The sequence below is a fragment of the Streptomyces sp. cf386 genome (genome assembly GCF_900103585.1).
Lineage (GTDB): Bacteria > Actinomycetota > Actinomycetes > Streptomycetales > Streptomycetaceae > Streptomyces.
In genome coordinates this window covers 351,106-366,629 of the sequence record NZ_FNHV01000001.1, presented here as the reverse complement: position 1 = coordinate 366,629, position 15,524 = coordinate 351,106, and the positions used below count along the sequence as shown (strand labels likewise).

Sequence of the window (15,524 nt, the reverse complement as noted above, 5' to 3'; positions counted from 1 at the left end):
GGTGAGCGGTATCCGTCCGCTTTTGTCTGATTGAGTTACCTGTAGTGCGGAACCGAACGGCGTGGGAGATCAGTCCCCCTTGCCGGTCACGCCTCTTCGGTCACCACGTGGAGCAGCCTCTCGTCACTCGGCAGAGTGAGCTCGCCCGTCGCCAGATCGGTCGCGATCCGCACCGACCCCAGCAAGGGATCCCCGGCGGCCGGGACCTGCCGTGCGTGCGGCAGCCGCTTCGACAACTCCTCTTCCAGGGGTACGACCAGAGGGGCGCCCATCTTGAACAGACCGCCGGTGAGCGCGACTTGGGGCTCTCCGGTGCCGGGGCACACGGCCGCCGCGGACTCGGCCATGTGCCGAGCGGCGGCGCGCAGGATGTCCGCGGCGACCGGATCGCCGTCGGCGCAGGCGGCCACCTGGGGAGCGAACGAGGCGAGGACGGCGGGACGGTCGGGGCGCGGATACAGCCGGCCGGGCAGCCCCTGGATCGGCCCGAACAGCTCCTCGGCGCGGGCCAGCAGCCCGGCCGACCCGCCAGTCCGCCCGTCGTACGCGCGCAGCGCCGCCTCCAGACCCGCCCGCCCGATCCATGCACCACCGCCGCAGTCGCCGAGCAGATGCCCCCAACCGTCCGCACGACGCCAGCGCGTCAGATCCATGCCCGTCGCGATCAGCCCCGTACCAGCGGCGACGACCGCACCGGGCCGGGGCCCGAGGGCGCCGACATAGGCGGTCACGGCATCGGCGACGAGAGCGACCCGCCCGATGCCGAAGTCCCGCTCCAGCGCGGCCGGCAGGTCGGCGCGCAGCGCATCACCCAGCGAGGCGAGCCCGGCGGCCCCGATCCCGGCCGCCCCCAGCCGGTCGATGCCGGTCTCGGCGAGCAACGCCCGCACCATGGGCACCAGTTGCTCCATCAGGTGCCCGGGGTCGATGCCCCGATCACCCGTACGCACCGGATCGCGGGACTCCCGCCCGGCCATCGCACCCCGGTCGACGGTCCCGACGACGACGCGCATCCCGGACCCCCCGGAGTCGACGGCGAGGAACCCGGAGGCATCGGTCACGGCAGGCGCCAGTCCACCGGTTGCCCGCCCTGCCGGATCAGCAGGTCGTTGGCCCGGCTGAACGGGCGGGAGCCGAAGAAGCCGCGGTCGGCGGACATGGGGGAGGGGTGCGCGGACTCGACCGACGGGAGGTCGCCGAGCAGGGGACGGAGGTTGCGGGCGTCGCGGCCCCACAGGATGGACACCAGCGGCTTGCCGCGTGCGGCCAGCGCGCGGATGGCCTGCTCGGTGACCTCCTCCCAGCCCTTGCCGCGGTGGGCGGCAGGCTTGCGCGGGGCCGTGGTGAGCGCCCTGTTGAGCAGCAGCACGCCCTGCTGGGTCCACGGCGTCAGATCGCCGTTGGACGGCTGCGGCAGCCCCAGGTCGGTGTTCAGCTCCCGGTAGATGTTGATGAGGCTGCCGGGCAGCGGACGTACGTCGGGTGCGACCGAGAACGACAGTCCGACGGCATGTCCCGGCGTCGGGTACGGGTCCTGTCCGACGATCAGGACCCGTACGTCGTCGAAGGGTTGCTGGAAGGCCCGCAGGACATTCGGTCCGGCCGGCAGATAGGTGCGTCCCGCGCCGATCTCCGCGCGCAGGAAGTCGCCCATCCCGGCGATCCGTTCGGCAACGGGCTCCAGGGCCTTCGCCCAACCCGGTTCGACGATTTCATGCAAGGGTCGTGGTGCCACGGGCGTCACCCTACTGCCGTAGCGGCGGTGGCGATCAACCAGTGGCCAAGGCCGGCCCGTAAGCCCTGACGGCTCATCCGATCACCGCGGCCCGTACGCACAGTACGTCCGGCAGATGCGAGGCCAACTGCTGCCAGCTGTCGCCGTCGTCGGCCGACGCGAACACCTCGCCGTTGCGGTTGCCGAAGTACACGCCCGCCGGGTCCGCGTCGTCCGTGCGCATCGCGTCGCGCAGCACCGTGCCGTAGTGGTCTTCCTGCGGCAGGCCCGCCGACAGCGGCTCCCAGGTCTTGCCCGCGTCCGCCGTACGGAAGACGCGACATCGCCGGTCGGCCGGTACGCGGTCGGAGTCGGCGGTGATCGGGAACACGTACGCCGTCTCGCCGCGGTGGGGGTGGGCGGCGGCAGCGAAGCCGAAGGTGGACGGCAGTCCCTCGCCGATGTCCGTCCAGTGCGCACCCGCGTCGTCGCTGCGGTACACGCCCCAGTGGTTCTGCAGATAGAGGCGGTCCGGGTTCGTGGCGTCCTGCGCGATCTTGTGCACGCACTGGCCGAACTCCGGGTTGGGATCCGGCAGGAACACCGCGGAGACACCGGAGTTGGACGGCGTCCAGCTCGCGCCGCCGTCGGTCGTCTTGAACACCCCGGCGGTCGAGACGGCGACCGTCACCGCCTGCGGGTCGCGCTTATCGGTGATCACGGTGTGCAGGCCCTCCCCGCCGCCGCCCGGCACCCACTTCGACCGGGTAGGGTGCTCCCACAGCGGGCGGACCAGGTCGAAGGTCTCGCCGCGGTCCTCCGAGCGGTACAGCGCGGCCGGTTCCGTGCCCGCGTACACCACGTCCGGCTCCGCGGCCGCCGGGTGCAGCTGCCACACCCGCTCCAGGGAGGCCTCCGTGTCCTTCGGGAACTTGACGGCCGGCTGCGCCGGTTCGGTCCAGGTGCGGCCCAGGTCGTCGGAGTGGAACACGGACGGGCCCCAGTGCGCGCTGTCGCCGCCCGCCAGCAGCCGCGGACGCTCGCCCCGGGTGTCGATGGCGACCGAGTACACGGCCTGCGCGTTGAAGTAAGGGCTCTCGTCGAACTCCCAGGTGCCACCTCGCCTCCGCCCCAGGAACAGGCCCTTGCGCGTGCCCACGGCGAGCAGTACCTCGGTCATGCCGATCACCTCCGCGACGTCGTTGTCCCGAACACCGGCCAGTCTGCACCCCGGCACTGACAGTCACCTCTGGAAAGGCCTCCCTCGCAGGTCAGGGCGGCGAGGATAGCTGGCTGCCGCGATCCGCGGGGCACTTTCGCGAAGTCGCCCGCGAGGGCCGCGGGGCTCGTGTGACGCTCGACTCCGAGGGTGCGTGCCGTGAGTAACCGGCTGCCGTCTCCCGTATGGAAGAGCGGTCGGTCCGGCATGTTCGTGTGCTCATGAGGAGGAAGCCTTCGATGGCGTTCCGTGGTCCGAAGGTGTGGCTGTGGCGTTGGCGGCGCAATCCGCTCAAGCGCCGGGCCGATGCGGTGGAGGCCTGGGTACTGCTCGCCGCCTGGGGACTCACCGTCCTCGCCGGAGTGCTGGCAGGCCTGGGAACGGCCGGCACGGTCGAACAGGGCATGGCCAGAGAGCGCGTCGAGTGGCGGCCGGTCGTCGCCCTGCTCACCGAGCAGGCACCCGGCCCGACCGACTCGCGCACCGGTACTCCGAGCGGCGCGACTGTCTGGGCCAAGGTCCGCTGGAGCGCACAGAACGGTTCCCCGCACACCGGCCAGGCTCGCGTCCGCCCCGGCAGCGGCGTCGGCACACCGGTCACCATCTGGACAGACCCCCAGGGCCGCCTGGTCACCAAACCCGCCTCCCCGGCCGAGGCCCGCTCACGAGCAGCCCTGGTCGGCGGCCTCGCCGGCCTGTGCGCCGCGTCGGTCCCCTTCCTCGCCGGCCGCGCCCTGCGCAGCCGCCTGGAGAGCCGGCGCATCGACCGGTGGGGCTATGAGTGGGCACGGTTCGGGCCGCTGTGGGGTGGGCGGACGACCGGCTGACGGGCGCAGGGGGAGTAGTGGGCGGTGATCGTCGCGACCACGAGCCACTGCGCAGGCTCGCGCACCACCGGCCGCACCCTTTCACGGGCACTGCTGCCGCCGCACCGACCCGCCCTGCCGACTCAGGGCTGTAGGGCATCGGGGGCCGCCGGGCGGGGGATCCGGTGCGACGTGTGTGCGGTGCAGCGACGGCTGAGGGGGGGCTGTCATCCCCCGGACCGTACGTGCGGCAGTCGGCGCGGCGATTGATGTGGGGGTCTGGCCCGGCGGTCAGTGCGGTGATTGCCGTGGGGGTTTGGCCCCGGCGGTCAGTGCGGCGACTGCCTCGGGTGTCTGGTCCGGCGGTCTGCTGCGGCTCCCATGGGGGTCCGGCCCCGGCCGTCAGCGCTGCGCCACTGATGGGCAGCTCGACGGGCAGCACAACGTCCCGCGATGGCGACCGGCCCGCGGCCCCGATCAACTGGCCGCGCTTCCCACGCGCGGCGCCCATCGGCGCCCGACAAATGATTCCGGTGCGGTCCCCGCCCGGCCAGCCCCGCCGGGTCCCACTCCCCTTCCGGCCGCGTCCACTCGGCTGCATCCGGCAGCGTCCCGAAGGCATGCCCCGGCTGGGCTGGTGGCGTTTCCCGCCCCCGGCACGCGTTGCGGTACCGGACCGGCTGCCGGTCCCGTCGCCCCTCCTGTCCCGGCAGCGTCCGTGCGCAAGACCGCGTTCCCATCGGCTCGGCCCTATCCGGCAGCGTCCCGAACGCACGCCCCGGCTCAACTCGCCGTGCTTCCCGCGCCCCCCAGCACCCACCGGGCGCCCGATCAACGGACCGTCGCTGTCCCCTCCCAACCACCCCCGCCGAGCCTCACTCCCCACCCGGCAGCGCCCGCCCCAGAATCGCGTCCACGTCGGCCGTATCCGGGAGCGTCCCGAACGCATGCCCCCAGTCGCCGCCCAGCCGGGTCGCGCAGAAGGCGTCGGCGACTGCCGCGGGAGCGTGGCGGACCAGGAGGGAGGCCTGGAGGGTCAGGGCCATCAGTTCGACCAAGCGGCGGGCGCCGGCCTCGGAGCCGGCCGTCAGTAGGCCCTTCAGGCGGGTGACCGACGCGTCGAGCCGGGTGTCCGCCCCCTCTGCCAGGGCGAGTTCGGCGAAGAGTGCCTCGGCGGTGCCCGGTTCCTTGACCAACGCCCGCAGCACGTCGAGGGCGTTGACGTTCCCCGAGCCCTCCCAGATCGACAGGAGCGGTGCCTCGCGGTAGTGGCGGGGCATGCCCGAGTCCTCGACGTAGCCGTTGCCGCCCAGGCACTCCAGGGCCTCCGCGGTGAAGGCCGGACCCCGCTTGGTGACCCAGTACTTGCCGACGGCGGTGGCGATCCGGCGGAACGCCGCCTCGCCTCCGTCCGCACCCTCCCCGCGCACCGTCCGGTCCGCCGCACCGGCCAGCCGCAGCGTGAGCGTCGTCGCGGCCTCGGACTCCAGCGCCAGGTCGGCCAGGACGTTGCGCATCAGCGGCTGGTCGACGAGCCGCGCCCCGAACGCGCTGCGGTACCGCACATGGTGCCCCGCCTCGACGAGCGTCTTGCGCATCAGCGTCGCCGACGACATCACGCAGTCCAGCCGTGTGCAGTTGACCATCTCGATGATCGTCTTGACGCCCCGCCCCTCGGCCCCGACCAGCCAGGCGACGGTCCCGTCGAACTCGGGCTCGGAGGAGGCGTTGGAACGGTTGCCGAGTTTGTCCTTCAGACGCTGGATACGGAAGGTGTTGCGGCTGCCGTCGGGCAGGACGCGCGGCACGAGGAAGCAGGACAAGCCGCCCGGGGCCTGGGCCAGCACCAGGAAGACGTCGCACATGGGCGCCGAGGTGAACCACTTGTGCCCACGCAGCGTGTACACGCCGGGCTCGGCGGACGGCCAGGCCGTGGTCGTGTTCGTACGGACATCCGAGCCGCCCTGCTTCTCGGTCATCCCCATGCCCGCGAGCAGCCCCCGCTTCTCCGTCGGCACGCGCAGCCCCGGGTCGTACTCCCGGCTGGTCAGCAGGGGCTCGTAGACCTTCGCGAGTTCGGGCTGCTTGCGCAGTGCGGGGACGGCGGCGTACGTCATCGACGTCGGGCAGCCGTGGCCCGCCTCGGTGTGCCCCCACACCAGCCCGCCCGCGGTCCGGGCGACGTGCGCTCCGGGCCGGTCGTCCGCCCAGGGCGCCGCCGCCAGCCCCTCCGCGACCGCGACCCGCATCAGGTGGTGCCAGCTCGGATGGAACTCGACCTCGTCGACACGATGGCCGTACCGGTCGTGCGTACGCAGCTCGGGCTCGTGCCGGTTGGCCTGCTCACCCCACTCCTGCGCCTCCACGCTCCCGGCCCGCCGGCCGAGCCGCCGGATGTCCTCCTCGGCCCACCCGGCGCCCTCCCGGCGCAGCCCTTCGAGCAGAGCCGTGTCCTCGGACGCGTCGTACGGAGTCGAGGGCGGGGGCTGGTTGGTGACGTCATGGGTGGCGTACTGCCCGGACGACTGCTCGTGAGCGGCTCCGGACGGCTCCTGGGCAAGTATCGAGACCATGCCGTCAGTGTTGCATCATCTCTGCGATTGCAGCAATCCTGTAATACGCCACCCTGCCACGTACAGTCGTGGCCATGCCGAACAACGCGTCTCCGCAGGCCGACGAGGTGGAACTGCGCCCGCTGTCCGCCAGGTCGGTCGTGCTGAGCCTGCTGCTGGGGCTGCATCCGCCCGAGCTGCCGGTGAAGGACCTGGTGCGTGGCGTGGAGCCGTTCGGGATCGCGGGATCCACCTTGCGAGCCGCGCTCAGCCGGATGGTGGCGGCCGGAGACCTGCGGCGCGCGGACACGGTCTACGGGCTCAGCGACCGGCTGCTGGACCGCCAGCGCCGCCAGGACGAGGCGGTGCACCCCGAGACCCTGCCCTGGACCGGCGACTGGGAGATGGTGGTGGTCACCGCCACGGGCCGGGGCCCGGCCGAACGGGCGGAACTGCGCACCGAGTTGACCCGGCTCCGGCTCGCGGAGCTGCGCGAGGGCGTCTGGCTCCGGCCGGCCAACCTGCTCCGCCCCCTGCCCGACGCCCTCGGCCAGGTCGCCGAGCGCTGCACGGCTCGTCCCGACCGCCCCGCGCGCGAGCTGGCCGCGAGTCTGTGGCCGCTGGACGCGTGGAGCGGAACGGGCCACGCCCTGCTCACCCAGGTCGCCCGCGCGCGTCACCCCTCCGACCGCTTCACCGCCTTCGCGGCCGTCGTACGGCATCTGCTCGCCGATCCGGTGCTGCCGCCCGAACTCCTGCCGCCCGACTGGCCGGGTGAGCCACTGCGCGCCGCCTACGCGGACTACCGGCTGGAGGTGGCCGAGGCGGTGCGTGTGCAGGGCGTCGGCGAGGCGACCGTGGACGCACGCACGCGTGGCGGTCGATAGCCGACCGAGAGCCTACGCGCGCGTGGTCGCCGAAGACGGCCACCTCGAAACCGTCCGAGAACGCCACAGCGGCCGTACGAAGCGCCGTGCGGGGACGCTTCGTACGGCCGCCTTCACCGTGGGGGGACTACCTGCGGCCGGGGCCTACCTGTAGGTGATGTCCGAGCTGGAGTACAGGCAGTTCGTGCTGTCCGGCCCCGTACCCACGGCCGTGTTGTTGTTGTACTTCTGGCACGGAACGACCTTGCGGGAGGCGTCGTTGAGGATCGTGATGCCGCGCAGGGTCGCCACATCGCCCCGGTTGACGTTGATGCCGACGAGGCGCGCCGTGGACCCGGTGCCGGTCACCTCGATGTTGCTGAGGTTGACCTTGCGCGTGTACTGCGTGGAGCAGTCACCGCACGAGCGGTACAGCGTCTTGAACTCGCTGACCGCGAAGTTGGAGATGTTCAGGGTGCCGGGCCCGTTGTGCTGGAAGACCTTGTCGGCGGCCTTCTTCGCGCCACCGCCGGTCACCGTGTAGGTGGAGCCGCCGCGGAAGGTGGCCGCGTCCTCGCCGACGTCCTCCCACCACACGTTCTGCAGGGTGCAGTTGCCCTCGCAGTGGATGCCGTCGGCGCCGGGCGCGCCGATGATGACGTTCTTCAGCGTCGCGCCGGCCGCGAGCTTGAAGATCGGGTCTTGGCCCTCTTCCTGGCCGTCACCGGCCAGGTCACCGCTGCCGTAGTAGCGGACCATGCCGCCGTCCCGAACACCGGACACCGAGATCGTGGAGCTCACCGGCTGGCTGCTGGTGGGCGTCGGCCAGGTGGCGGCGCTCGCCGGCGGTGCTCCGATTGTCGTGATCATGACAGACGAAAGGCCGAGTGCAGCCAGGCCGCCGGTCAGTGCGCGCCGACGGGGGCGTGGCTTTGCTGGTGAAGTCATGTCCCGTATGCCTTCTTCCAGTTGGGGGGTGATCGGAGTGGGGGATCAGATCTTTCCGGCGCCCGCGCCGGACGTCACCGAGGCGACGACGGTCGACGCGGACTCGACGGTGTAGCTGTAGGGCGGCGTGGTGAAGGTGCCGGTCCGGGAGACCTCGGTCGCGGCTCCGCCGAGATCGTTGCCGCGCAGATTGGCGTAGCCGTCGACGTCGCTGCTGCGGTTCGTGGTCACGGCGATCTTCGTGTCGCGGAAGACGTTGTTCTCCACGAGCATCTGGGCGCCCATGCGCGAGTGGCAGGCGGTGTCCGCGCCGGACACGTAGTTGTTGTAGAAGTGCCCGGTGCCGAAGCGCAGGCTGGGGATGCGCGAGTAGACGTTGCTGAACTGGTTGTGGTGGTACGTCACCTTCAGGTGCCCGGTGTCCTCGCTCGCGTTGTTGTCGCTGTGGCCGACGAGCGAGCCCTTGAAGTGGTCCTTGAAGGTGTTCCAGGACACCGTGACGTTGTCCGATCCGTGATTGATGTCCAGCAGGCCGTCGTAGTAGTCCTTGTCGTGATCCCGGTCGGCCGAGAAGGAGTTGTGGTCGATCCACACCTTCGTCGACGCCTGCACCGTGATGCCGTCGGCCGGCGCCACCGGCTTGCTGATGTTCAGGTTCCGGACGACGACGTTCGTGACGTTCTTGAGCCGCAGCCCGCCCCCGGTGAACCCGGACGACGAACCCACGCCCAGCACCGTCGTGTTGGAGCCGACGTCGACCTGACCGCTCAGTGAGATCAGGCCGTTGACCCGGACGACCTTGGCCGAGCTGCCGGTCACCGCGGACTTGAAGGCGTCCAGCGTCGAGACGGTGACAGCCGAGGCGCTGCCGCCGCCGGTCGTCCCCGCGCCGAACCCGATCGGCGAGGTCTCGGCCGCCCCTGCCGGATTGGGCAGGATCATGACAGCCGCAGTGGCGAGCGCGGCTGCGGCGGCCGTCGCCAGTGCGGTTCTTTGCGGGCGTGCACGTGGGGGGAGAGTGCGCATGCGGGTGCGTCCCTTCGGGAGGACCTACTCGATCGTGTACGTGAACGATGTGCGTCAACTTGAACGCCGTGCGCGGACAGTGTGGCCATGTGGGGGGTGTTGCGGAGCGGCTCGGTCACACTGTTGAACGGAACGTAGGGTGCAAGCGCTTTCTAGTCAACGCTTCGCACAGAAGAAGTCAGTCAGTGCTGGTGGCGGGCAAGGGCTCTCTGTGCCGCTAGCGTGGGAGCGCTTCCATGATGAGCGTGTCCATGCCACGATGCCCTTTCGGATGCTTTCCCTGCGAAAGGGCGAGTCCATGTCGACACCACATATGCGTACGTTGACCGATGGGCTGGTGCTCACTTTGCCGACATTCGGTGCTGTGGCCGTATCCCCGCCCCCGGTGCCTGTCCCGGGGGGATGGACCCCGCATCGAGCGGCGACTACTCCCAACTCCCCTGGAAGCTCGGCCTGCTGACCCGGACGAACAGCTCCTGCTGAACCACCGCCGCACCACGTCCACGAGCCGCGACCAGAAGGGACAAGGACGTGCCCACCCCCACCCCCACCCCCGCATCCCTCCCCCTCCGCACGACCGTGACAAGACAGCTCCGGACGCTGCTCGCCGCCCTCCTGCCGCTGCTCGCGGCGCTGCTCGTCACCGCCCCCACGGCCGCCGCCGCTCGCAACGAGGCCGTCGACGTCGTCCCCACCGCGACGCTCACCGAGGTCACCGACTTCGGCACCAACCCCAGCAACCTGCGGATGTACGTGTACGTGCCGGACAACGTCACCGCCAATCCGGCGGTCCTGGTGGCCGTCCACTGGTGCACCGGTTCCGGTCCCGACATGTACAACGGCACCGAGTACGACACGCTCGCCGACCAGTACGGCTTCGTCGTGGTCTATCCGTCCGTCACCCGCAGCAGCAAGTGCTTCGACGTCTCCTCGCCCCAGGCGCTCAGGCGCGACGGCGGCAGTGACCCGGTCGGCATCAAGTCCATGGTCGACTGGGTCACCCGCACCTACGACGCCGACACGAGCCGGGTCTTCGCCACCGGTATCTCCTCCGGCGCGATGATGACCAACGTCCTGCTCGGCGACTACCCGGACGTGTTCGCCGCCGGCGCCGCCTTCTCCGGCGTCCCCTTCGGCTGCTTCGCCACCGCCGACGGCTCCGAGTGGAACAGCGCGTGCGCACAGGGCACGGTCAGCCGCACCGCGCAGCAGTGGGGCGACATCGCGCGCGCCGCCTACCCCGGCTACACCGGGCCCCGCCCCCGCATGCAGTTGTGGCACGGCACCGAGGACGATGTCCTGCGCTACCCCAACTTCGGGGAGATGATCAAGCAGTGGACGAACGTCCACGGCGTCAGCCAGACCCCGGCCGCCACGGACACGCCCCAGTCCGGCTGGACCCGCACCCGCTACGGCGGCACCGGTGACCGGGCCCCCGTAGAGGCGATCAGCCTCCAGGGTGTCGGCCACAACCTCTACAGCCACGGCATGGCGGCCCGGGTCCTCACCTTCTTCGGCCTGGACAGCGGCGGACCCGCACCGCAGCCCCAGCCCCAGCCCGGCGCCTGCAAGGTGACCGCCACCACCAACGCCTGGAACACGGGCCTGACCGCCTCGCTGACGATCACCAACACGAGCACGACGCCGATCAACGGCTGGCAGCTCGGCTTCACCCTGCCGACCGGCCAGACCATCACCAACGGCTGGGGAGCCACCTATACCCCGGCCACAGGCACGGTGACGGCGGTCGGCGCCTCGTACAACGCGGCGCTCGCGCCAGGAGCGAGCGTCGGCATCGGCTATCAGGCGAACCACACCGGCAACAGCGCGGCGCCGGGCACCTTCACCCTCAACGGGACGGCCTGCACGGCCGGTTGACGCGCGGATCGGCGGCGTGGCAGGGGGTGTTGATCACCCCCGGCGATGATCAGACGGACCGGTGGTACTGGTCCGGCACATGCACATCCCCGCCCAGCTCCCGCGCCGCGTGCCGTGCCCACGACGGGCTGCGCAGCAGCTCGCGGCCGAGCAGGACGGCGTCCGCCTCGCCGTTGGCGATGATCTTCTCGGCCTGTTCGACGTCGGTGATCAGCCCCACCGCGGCGACCGGCAGCGCGGTCTCCGCCTTCACCCGCGCCGCGAACGGCACCTGGTAGCCCGGGCCGACGGGGATGCGGGCGCCCGCGGCGTTGCCGCCGGTGGAGACGTCGAGCAGGTCGATGCCGTGGGCCTGGAGATCGGCGGCGAAGCGGACCGTGTCGTCGGCGGTCCAGCCGTTCTCCTCCAGCCAGTCCGTCGCCGAGATACGGAAGAACAGCGGCTTGTCGTCCGGCCACACCTCCCGTACGGCGTCCACGACCTGGAGGGCGAAGCGGGTGCGGTTCTCGTACGAGCCGCCGTACTCGTCGGTGCGGTGGTTGGAGTACGGGGAGAGGAACTCGTTGATCAGATAGCCATGGGCACCATGGACCTCGGCGACATCGAAGCCGGCGGCGAGGGCACGCCGGGCGGCGTCCGCGAACTGACCCACGATCTCCTGGAGTTCGGCGACCGTCAGCTCGGTCGGCACCGGGTGCCCGTCGGCGAAGGCGACCGGACTCGGCGCCACCGGCTGCCATCCGTGCGCGTCCGACCCCACCGGCGCACCCCCCTTCCAGGGCTGGTCGGTCGACGCCTTGCGGCCGGCGTGGGCGAGCTGGATGCCCGGCACCGTGCCCTGCGACACCAGGAACCGTGTGATCCGGCGGAACGCCTCGACCTGGGTGTCGTTCCAGATGCCCAGGTCGTACGGGGAGATCCGGCCCTCGGGGCTGACACCGGTGGCCTCGACGATGATCAGCCCCGTGCCGCCGGCCGCGCGGGCGGCGTAGTGCGCGAAGTGCCAGTCGTTGGGGGCGCCCATGTCGGGGCCCTCCGGTGCGGCCGAGTACTGGCACATCGGGGGCATCCACACGCGGTTCGGGATCGTCACATCGCGCAGGGTGTAGGGCTCGAACAGCGCACTCACGGCGGACTCCATTCGTCACGGGGATCAGCGAACGACTCGTACGATAGGCATCGTAGTACGGGAAGTGTCAAACTACGAGAGGTCTCGTACAATGGGGGAACCCGACGAAGTGGAGCCGCCGTGACCAGCCCCGCTGTCAACAGCCGAGACCTCCCGCACCCGACCCGCGAGGAGATCCGCCTGGAAGGCGTGCTGCATGCGCTCTCCGACCCGCTGCGGCTGCAGATCGCGCGAGAGCTCGCCGCCGTCGGCGACGAGCTCTCCTGTTCGCACTTCGACCTGCCGGTGACCAAGTCCACCACCACGCATCACTTCCGGGTGCTGCGCGAGAGCGGTGTGATCCAGCAGGTCTACCGGGGCACGGCAAAGATGAACGGCCTGCGCAAGGACGACCTAGACGGCCTCTTCCCGGGACTTCTCGACGCCCTTCTCGACGCCGCCGCCCGGCAGGCCGTCCGGCTCGGCGGCGCCTGAATCCGCTTCTGTCGAGCCTGAACCGCCCTTCGTGGGCAGGTGGTTGAAGAGCAGGTTCAGCACGATCGCCGTCAGACAGCCCGCGCTGATGCCGCTGTTCATCACCGTCTGGAACCAGTCGGGAAACTTCTCGTAGACCGTCGGCACGCCGACCGGCAGCATGCCCACGGCCACGGAAACGGCCACCACCGTCAGGTTGTTGTTGCCCTTGAAGTCCACCTCGGTCAGGGTCCGCAGCCCGCTCGCGGCGACCGTCCCGAACATCACCAGCCCCGCACCGCCCAGCACCGGAGCCGGTATGGCCGCCACCACCGCGCCCAGCTTGGGCAGCAGGCCGAGCAGCACGAGGATGCCGCCCGCGGTGGCCACCACCCAGCGGCTGCGCACCCGGGTCATGCCGACGAGGCCCACGTTCTGGGCGTACGCCGTGTACGGGAAGGTGTTGAACACGCCGCCCAGCACCGTCGACAGGCCGTCGGCGCGCAGGCCGTCCGCGAGGGAGCGCGGCTCGACCTTGCGGTCGGTCATCTCGCCGACCGCGATCAGGTCACCGGTCGTCTCGGTCATCGTCACGAGCGCCACCACGAGCATCGACACGATCGCCGAGAACTCGAAGGTGGGCGCCCCGAAGTGGAACGGCGTACTGATCCCGACCCAGTCGGCGTCCCCCACTCCGCCGAAGTCCGTGAACCCGAACGGAACCGCGACCGCCAACCCGACCACAATGCCGATCAGTACGGCGATCCGGCTGAGGAACGCCGGCGCGAAGCGCTGCACGCCGAGCACCACCGCGAGGACGAAGGCGGCCAGCGCGAGGTTCTTCGGCTCCCCGAAGTCCGCGGAACCGACGCCGCCGGCCGCCCAGTTGCCCGCGACCGGCAGCAGCGAGAGGCCGATGATCAGGATCACGGTGCCTGTGACGAGCGGAGGGAAGTAGCGGAGCAGCCTGCCGAAGACCGGGGCCAGCAGCATGATCGCGAGGCCTGCGACGATCACCGAGCCGTAGATCGCGGGGAGTCCGCCGCCTGTCGTGCCGATCAGCACCATCGGGGAGACGGCGGCGAACGTGCAGCCCTGCATGATGGGCAGCCGTACGCCGAAACGCCAGAAGCCGATGCACTGGATCAGGGTCGCGATGCCGCACACCAGCAGGTCGGCGGTGATCAGGTAGGCCAGGTCGGCGGGTGGGAGTTTCATGGCTCCGCCGACGATGAGGGGGACGGCCACGGCGCCGGCGTACATCGCCAGGACGTGTTGCAGGCCGAAGGCGGCCAGCTGGCGTTTGGGCGGGATCTCGTCGACGGGGTGTGCCGTTTTGGTCATGGCGGGACCGTAAGCTCCTTGAACAGGTTGTTGATTTCGGGCGTGTTGCTGGTTCGTTGCTCGGTGCGGGTTGTGGGTGGTTGCTCGCGCCCACGCGGCGGAGCCGCACATCGATACAGCCCCGCGCCCCTTAGTCGGCGTTGCTGTGCACGGCGTTCATCAGTGACTGCCAGTCGGGGAGCTTGACGACCCCGCGTCCCAGCGACGCGCCCAGCTCCGCCTCCGCCCGTTCGATCGCACACCAACCCGTCCACTCCACCGGCTCGATCCCCTCGGTGCGCAGAGCGGTCAGCGGATCCTCGGGCGGGTCTCGCCGTAGGAGCGCGGCGGCGTCCTCCAGCAAGGACGTCACCGTCTCCTTCGCGCACGGGCGGTTGGTGCCGATGACGCCAGTGGGGCCCCGTTTGATCCAGCCGGCCACGTACTCGCCGGGTGCCACGATGCCCTCGCGCAGGACGCGGCCGGCGAGATGCGGCACCGTGCCGGTCGTCGGGTCGAAGGGGAGGCCTTCCAGTGGCACTCCGCGGTAGCCGACCGAGCGCAGCACCAACTGGGCCTCGACGTCCTCGTAGTGGCCCGTGCCCGTCACGCCGCCCCGCCCGTCGGGTGCCGTCCGCTCGAAGCGCACGGCGGCCACGTGTCCCGCCTCGGCGAGGAGCTCGACTGGGCGCAGGAAGAAGCGCAGCCGGATGCGATGACCGGCGTCCTGCGTCGGGGACTCGGCCCAGGTGCGCAGTGCCTCGATGTTGCGGCGCTGGGGAGCGGGCAGCCCGGAGGGATCGGCGTAGGCCGGATCCAGTCCCAGTTCGGCCCGGTCCACGGTGACCGCCGTGTCCGGCAGCGTGCCCAGCTCCCGGAGTTCCTTGGTGGTGAAGCGGGCCTGCGAGGGGCCGCGGCGTCCCACCATGCTGATGTCGGTCACCCGGCTCGCGGCGAGGGCGGTGAGCGCCCCCTGCGGCATGTCGGTGGGGCTCAGCTCCGCCGTGCCCCGTGCCAGTATCCGCGTGACGTCCACCGCGACGTTCCCGACGCCGATGACCACCGCCGACCGCGCGCCGTGCACGAAGCCGTCGTCCACGGCGTCCGGGTGGGCGCTGTACCAGGACACGAACTCGGTCGCCGACCAGCTGCCCGGCAGGTCCTCGCCGGGAATCCCGAGGTGGCGGTCGGTGGCGGCGCCCACGCAGTACACGACCGCGTGGTAGAGCTCCCGCAGCCGGTCGGTCGGCACTCCGCCCGGGCCGATCTGGATGCCGCCCAGGAAACGCACCCGCTCGTGCTCCAGCACGGTCCGCAGGTTGTTCTGCAGGGACTTGATCTTCTCGTGGTCCGGCGCCACCCCGTACCGCACCAGGCCGTACGGGCACGGCAGCCGGTCCAGGACGTCGACCACCACATCGGGGTCCTGCTGGACGAGGCTCTGGGCGGTGTAGCACCCGCTCGGCCCGGAGCCGACGACGGCGACATGCAGCACGGCGGAACTCCTTGGACGAGGGTTGTCGGGGGCATCGAGGGTCTTCAGGAGTCGCTCTCGAGTCCAGCATCGCACCGTGGCCGCTCCGCTGACAGGGTGCTGTGCGCCGTAAGGG

Annotated in this window: 13 protein-coding genes; 4 read left to right on the top strand and 9 right to left on the bottom strand. The window is 71.0% G+C overall.

Annotated features, from left to right (window positions below):
- Positions 1-86: 86 nt before the first annotated feature.
- The 3 genes from BLU79_RS01585 to BLU79_RS01575 form a co-directional block, all read right to left on the bottom strand.
- Positions 87-1,061 carry an N-acetylglucosamine kinase gene (locus tag BLU79_RS01585; RefSeq protein WP_093903729.1) on the bottom strand — a complete coding sequence of 325 codons (975 nt, stop codon included), beginning with the start codon at positions 1,059-1,061 and terminating at the stop codon, positions 87-89.
- Positions 1,058-1,735 carry a uracil-DNA glycosylase gene (locus tag BLU79_RS01580; protein WP_093903728.1) on the bottom strand — a complete coding sequence of 226 codons (678 nt, stop codon included), beginning with the start codon at positions 1,733-1,735 and terminating at the stop codon, positions 1,058-1,060. The genes BLU79_RS01585 and BLU79_RS01580 overlap by 4 nt, the downstream gene beginning before the upstream one ends.
- A 73-nt stretch (positions 1,736-1,808) precedes the next feature.
- Positions 1,809-2,894 carry a WD40/YVTN/BNR-like repeat-containing protein gene (locus BLU79_RS01575; protein WP_177000822.1) on the bottom strand — a complete coding sequence of 362 codons (1,086 nt, stop codon included), beginning with the start codon at positions 2,892-2,894 and terminating at the stop codon, positions 1,809-1,811.
- 278 nt (positions 2,895-3,172) lie between these two features.
- Between BLU79_RS01575 and BLU79_RS01570 the strand changes: the two genes are divergently transcribed.
- Positions 3,173-3,760: an Rv1733c family protein gene (locus BLU79_RS01570; RefSeq protein WP_093903726.1), complete on the top strand. Its 588-nt coding sequence runs from the start codon at positions 3,173-3,175 to the stop codon at positions 3,758-3,760.
- An 854-nt stretch (positions 3,761-4,614) separates the two neighbouring features.
- On the opposite strand, the gene BLU79_RS01565 is transcribed toward BLU79_RS01570, so the two are convergent.
- Positions 4,615-6,312, bottom strand: a complete 1,698-nt coding sequence (locus BLU79_RS01565; protein ID WP_093903725.1) for a DNA alkylation response protein — start codon at positions 6,310-6,312, stop codon at positions 4,615-4,617.
- 74 nt (positions 6,313-6,386) lie between these two features.
- Between BLU79_RS01565 and BLU79_RS01560 the strand changes: the two genes are divergently transcribed.
- Positions 6,387-7,178: a PaaX family transcriptional regulator C-terminal domain-containing protein gene (locus BLU79_RS01560; RefSeq protein ID WP_093903724.1), complete on the top strand. Its 792-nt coding sequence runs from the start codon at positions 6,387-6,389 to the stop codon at positions 7,176-7,178.
- A 144-nt stretch (positions 7,179-7,322) separates the two neighbouring features.
- Here BLU79_RS01560 and BLU79_RS01555 read toward each other — a convergent pair whose 3' ends face one another.
- Positions 7,323-8,105 (bottom strand): pectate lyase, encoded by a 783-nt coding sequence (locus tag BLU79_RS01555; protein ID WP_093903723.1) that lies wholly within the window; start codon positions 8,103-8,105, stop codon positions 7,323-7,325.
- A 45-nt stretch (positions 8,106-8,150) separates the two neighbouring features.
- On the bottom strand, positions 8,151-9,131 hold the full coding sequence (locus tag BLU79_RS01550) for a pectate lyase family protein (protein WP_093903722.1): 981 nt from the start codon (positions 9,129-9,131) through the stop codon (positions 8,151-8,153).
- 600 nt (positions 9,132-9,731) lie between these two features.
- Between BLU79_RS01550 and BLU79_RS01545 the strand changes: the two genes are divergently transcribed.
- Positions 9,732-11,009: an extracellular catalytic domain type 1 short-chain-length polyhydroxyalkanoate depolymerase gene (locus BLU79_RS01545; protein ID WP_093904182.1), complete on the top strand. Its 1,278-nt coding sequence runs from the start codon at positions 9,732-9,734 to the stop codon at positions 11,007-11,009.
- Positions 11,010-11,058: 49 nt separating this feature from the next.
- Here the strand turns inward: BLU79_RS01545 and BLU79_RS01540 are convergent, their stop codons facing one another.
- Entirely contained in the window at positions 11,059-12,138 is a 1,080-nt protein-coding gene (locus BLU79_RS01540) for an NADH:flavin oxidoreductase/NADH oxidase (protein ID WP_093904181.1), read from the bottom strand.
- 120 nt (positions 12,139-12,258) lie between these two features.
- On the opposite strand from BLU79_RS01540, the gene BLU79_RS01535 reads away from it, so the two are divergent.
- On the top strand, positions 12,259-12,612 hold the full coding sequence (locus BLU79_RS01535; protein ID WP_093903721.1) for an ArsR/SmtB family transcription factor: 354 nt from the start codon (positions 12,259-12,261) through the stop codon (positions 12,610-12,612).
- Here the strand turns inward: BLU79_RS01535 and BLU79_RS01530 are convergent.
- The gene (locus BLU79_RS01530) at positions 12,532-13,935 is read right to left on the bottom strand and encodes a nucleobase:cation symporter-2 family protein (protein ID WP_093903720.1); all 1,404 of its coding nucleotides are present in this window, start codon (positions 13,933-13,935) and stop codon (positions 12,532-12,534) included. The genes BLU79_RS01535 and BLU79_RS01530 overlap by 81 nt on opposite strands.
- A gap of 130 nt (positions 13,936-14,065) precedes the next feature.
- Positions 14,066-15,409 carry an FAD-dependent oxidoreductase gene (locus BLU79_RS01525; RefSeq protein ID WP_093903719.1) on the bottom strand — a complete coding sequence of 448 codons (1,344 nt, stop codon included), beginning with the start codon at positions 15,407-15,409 and terminating at the stop codon, positions 14,066-14,068.
- Positions 15,410-15,524: the final 115 nt, after the last annotated feature.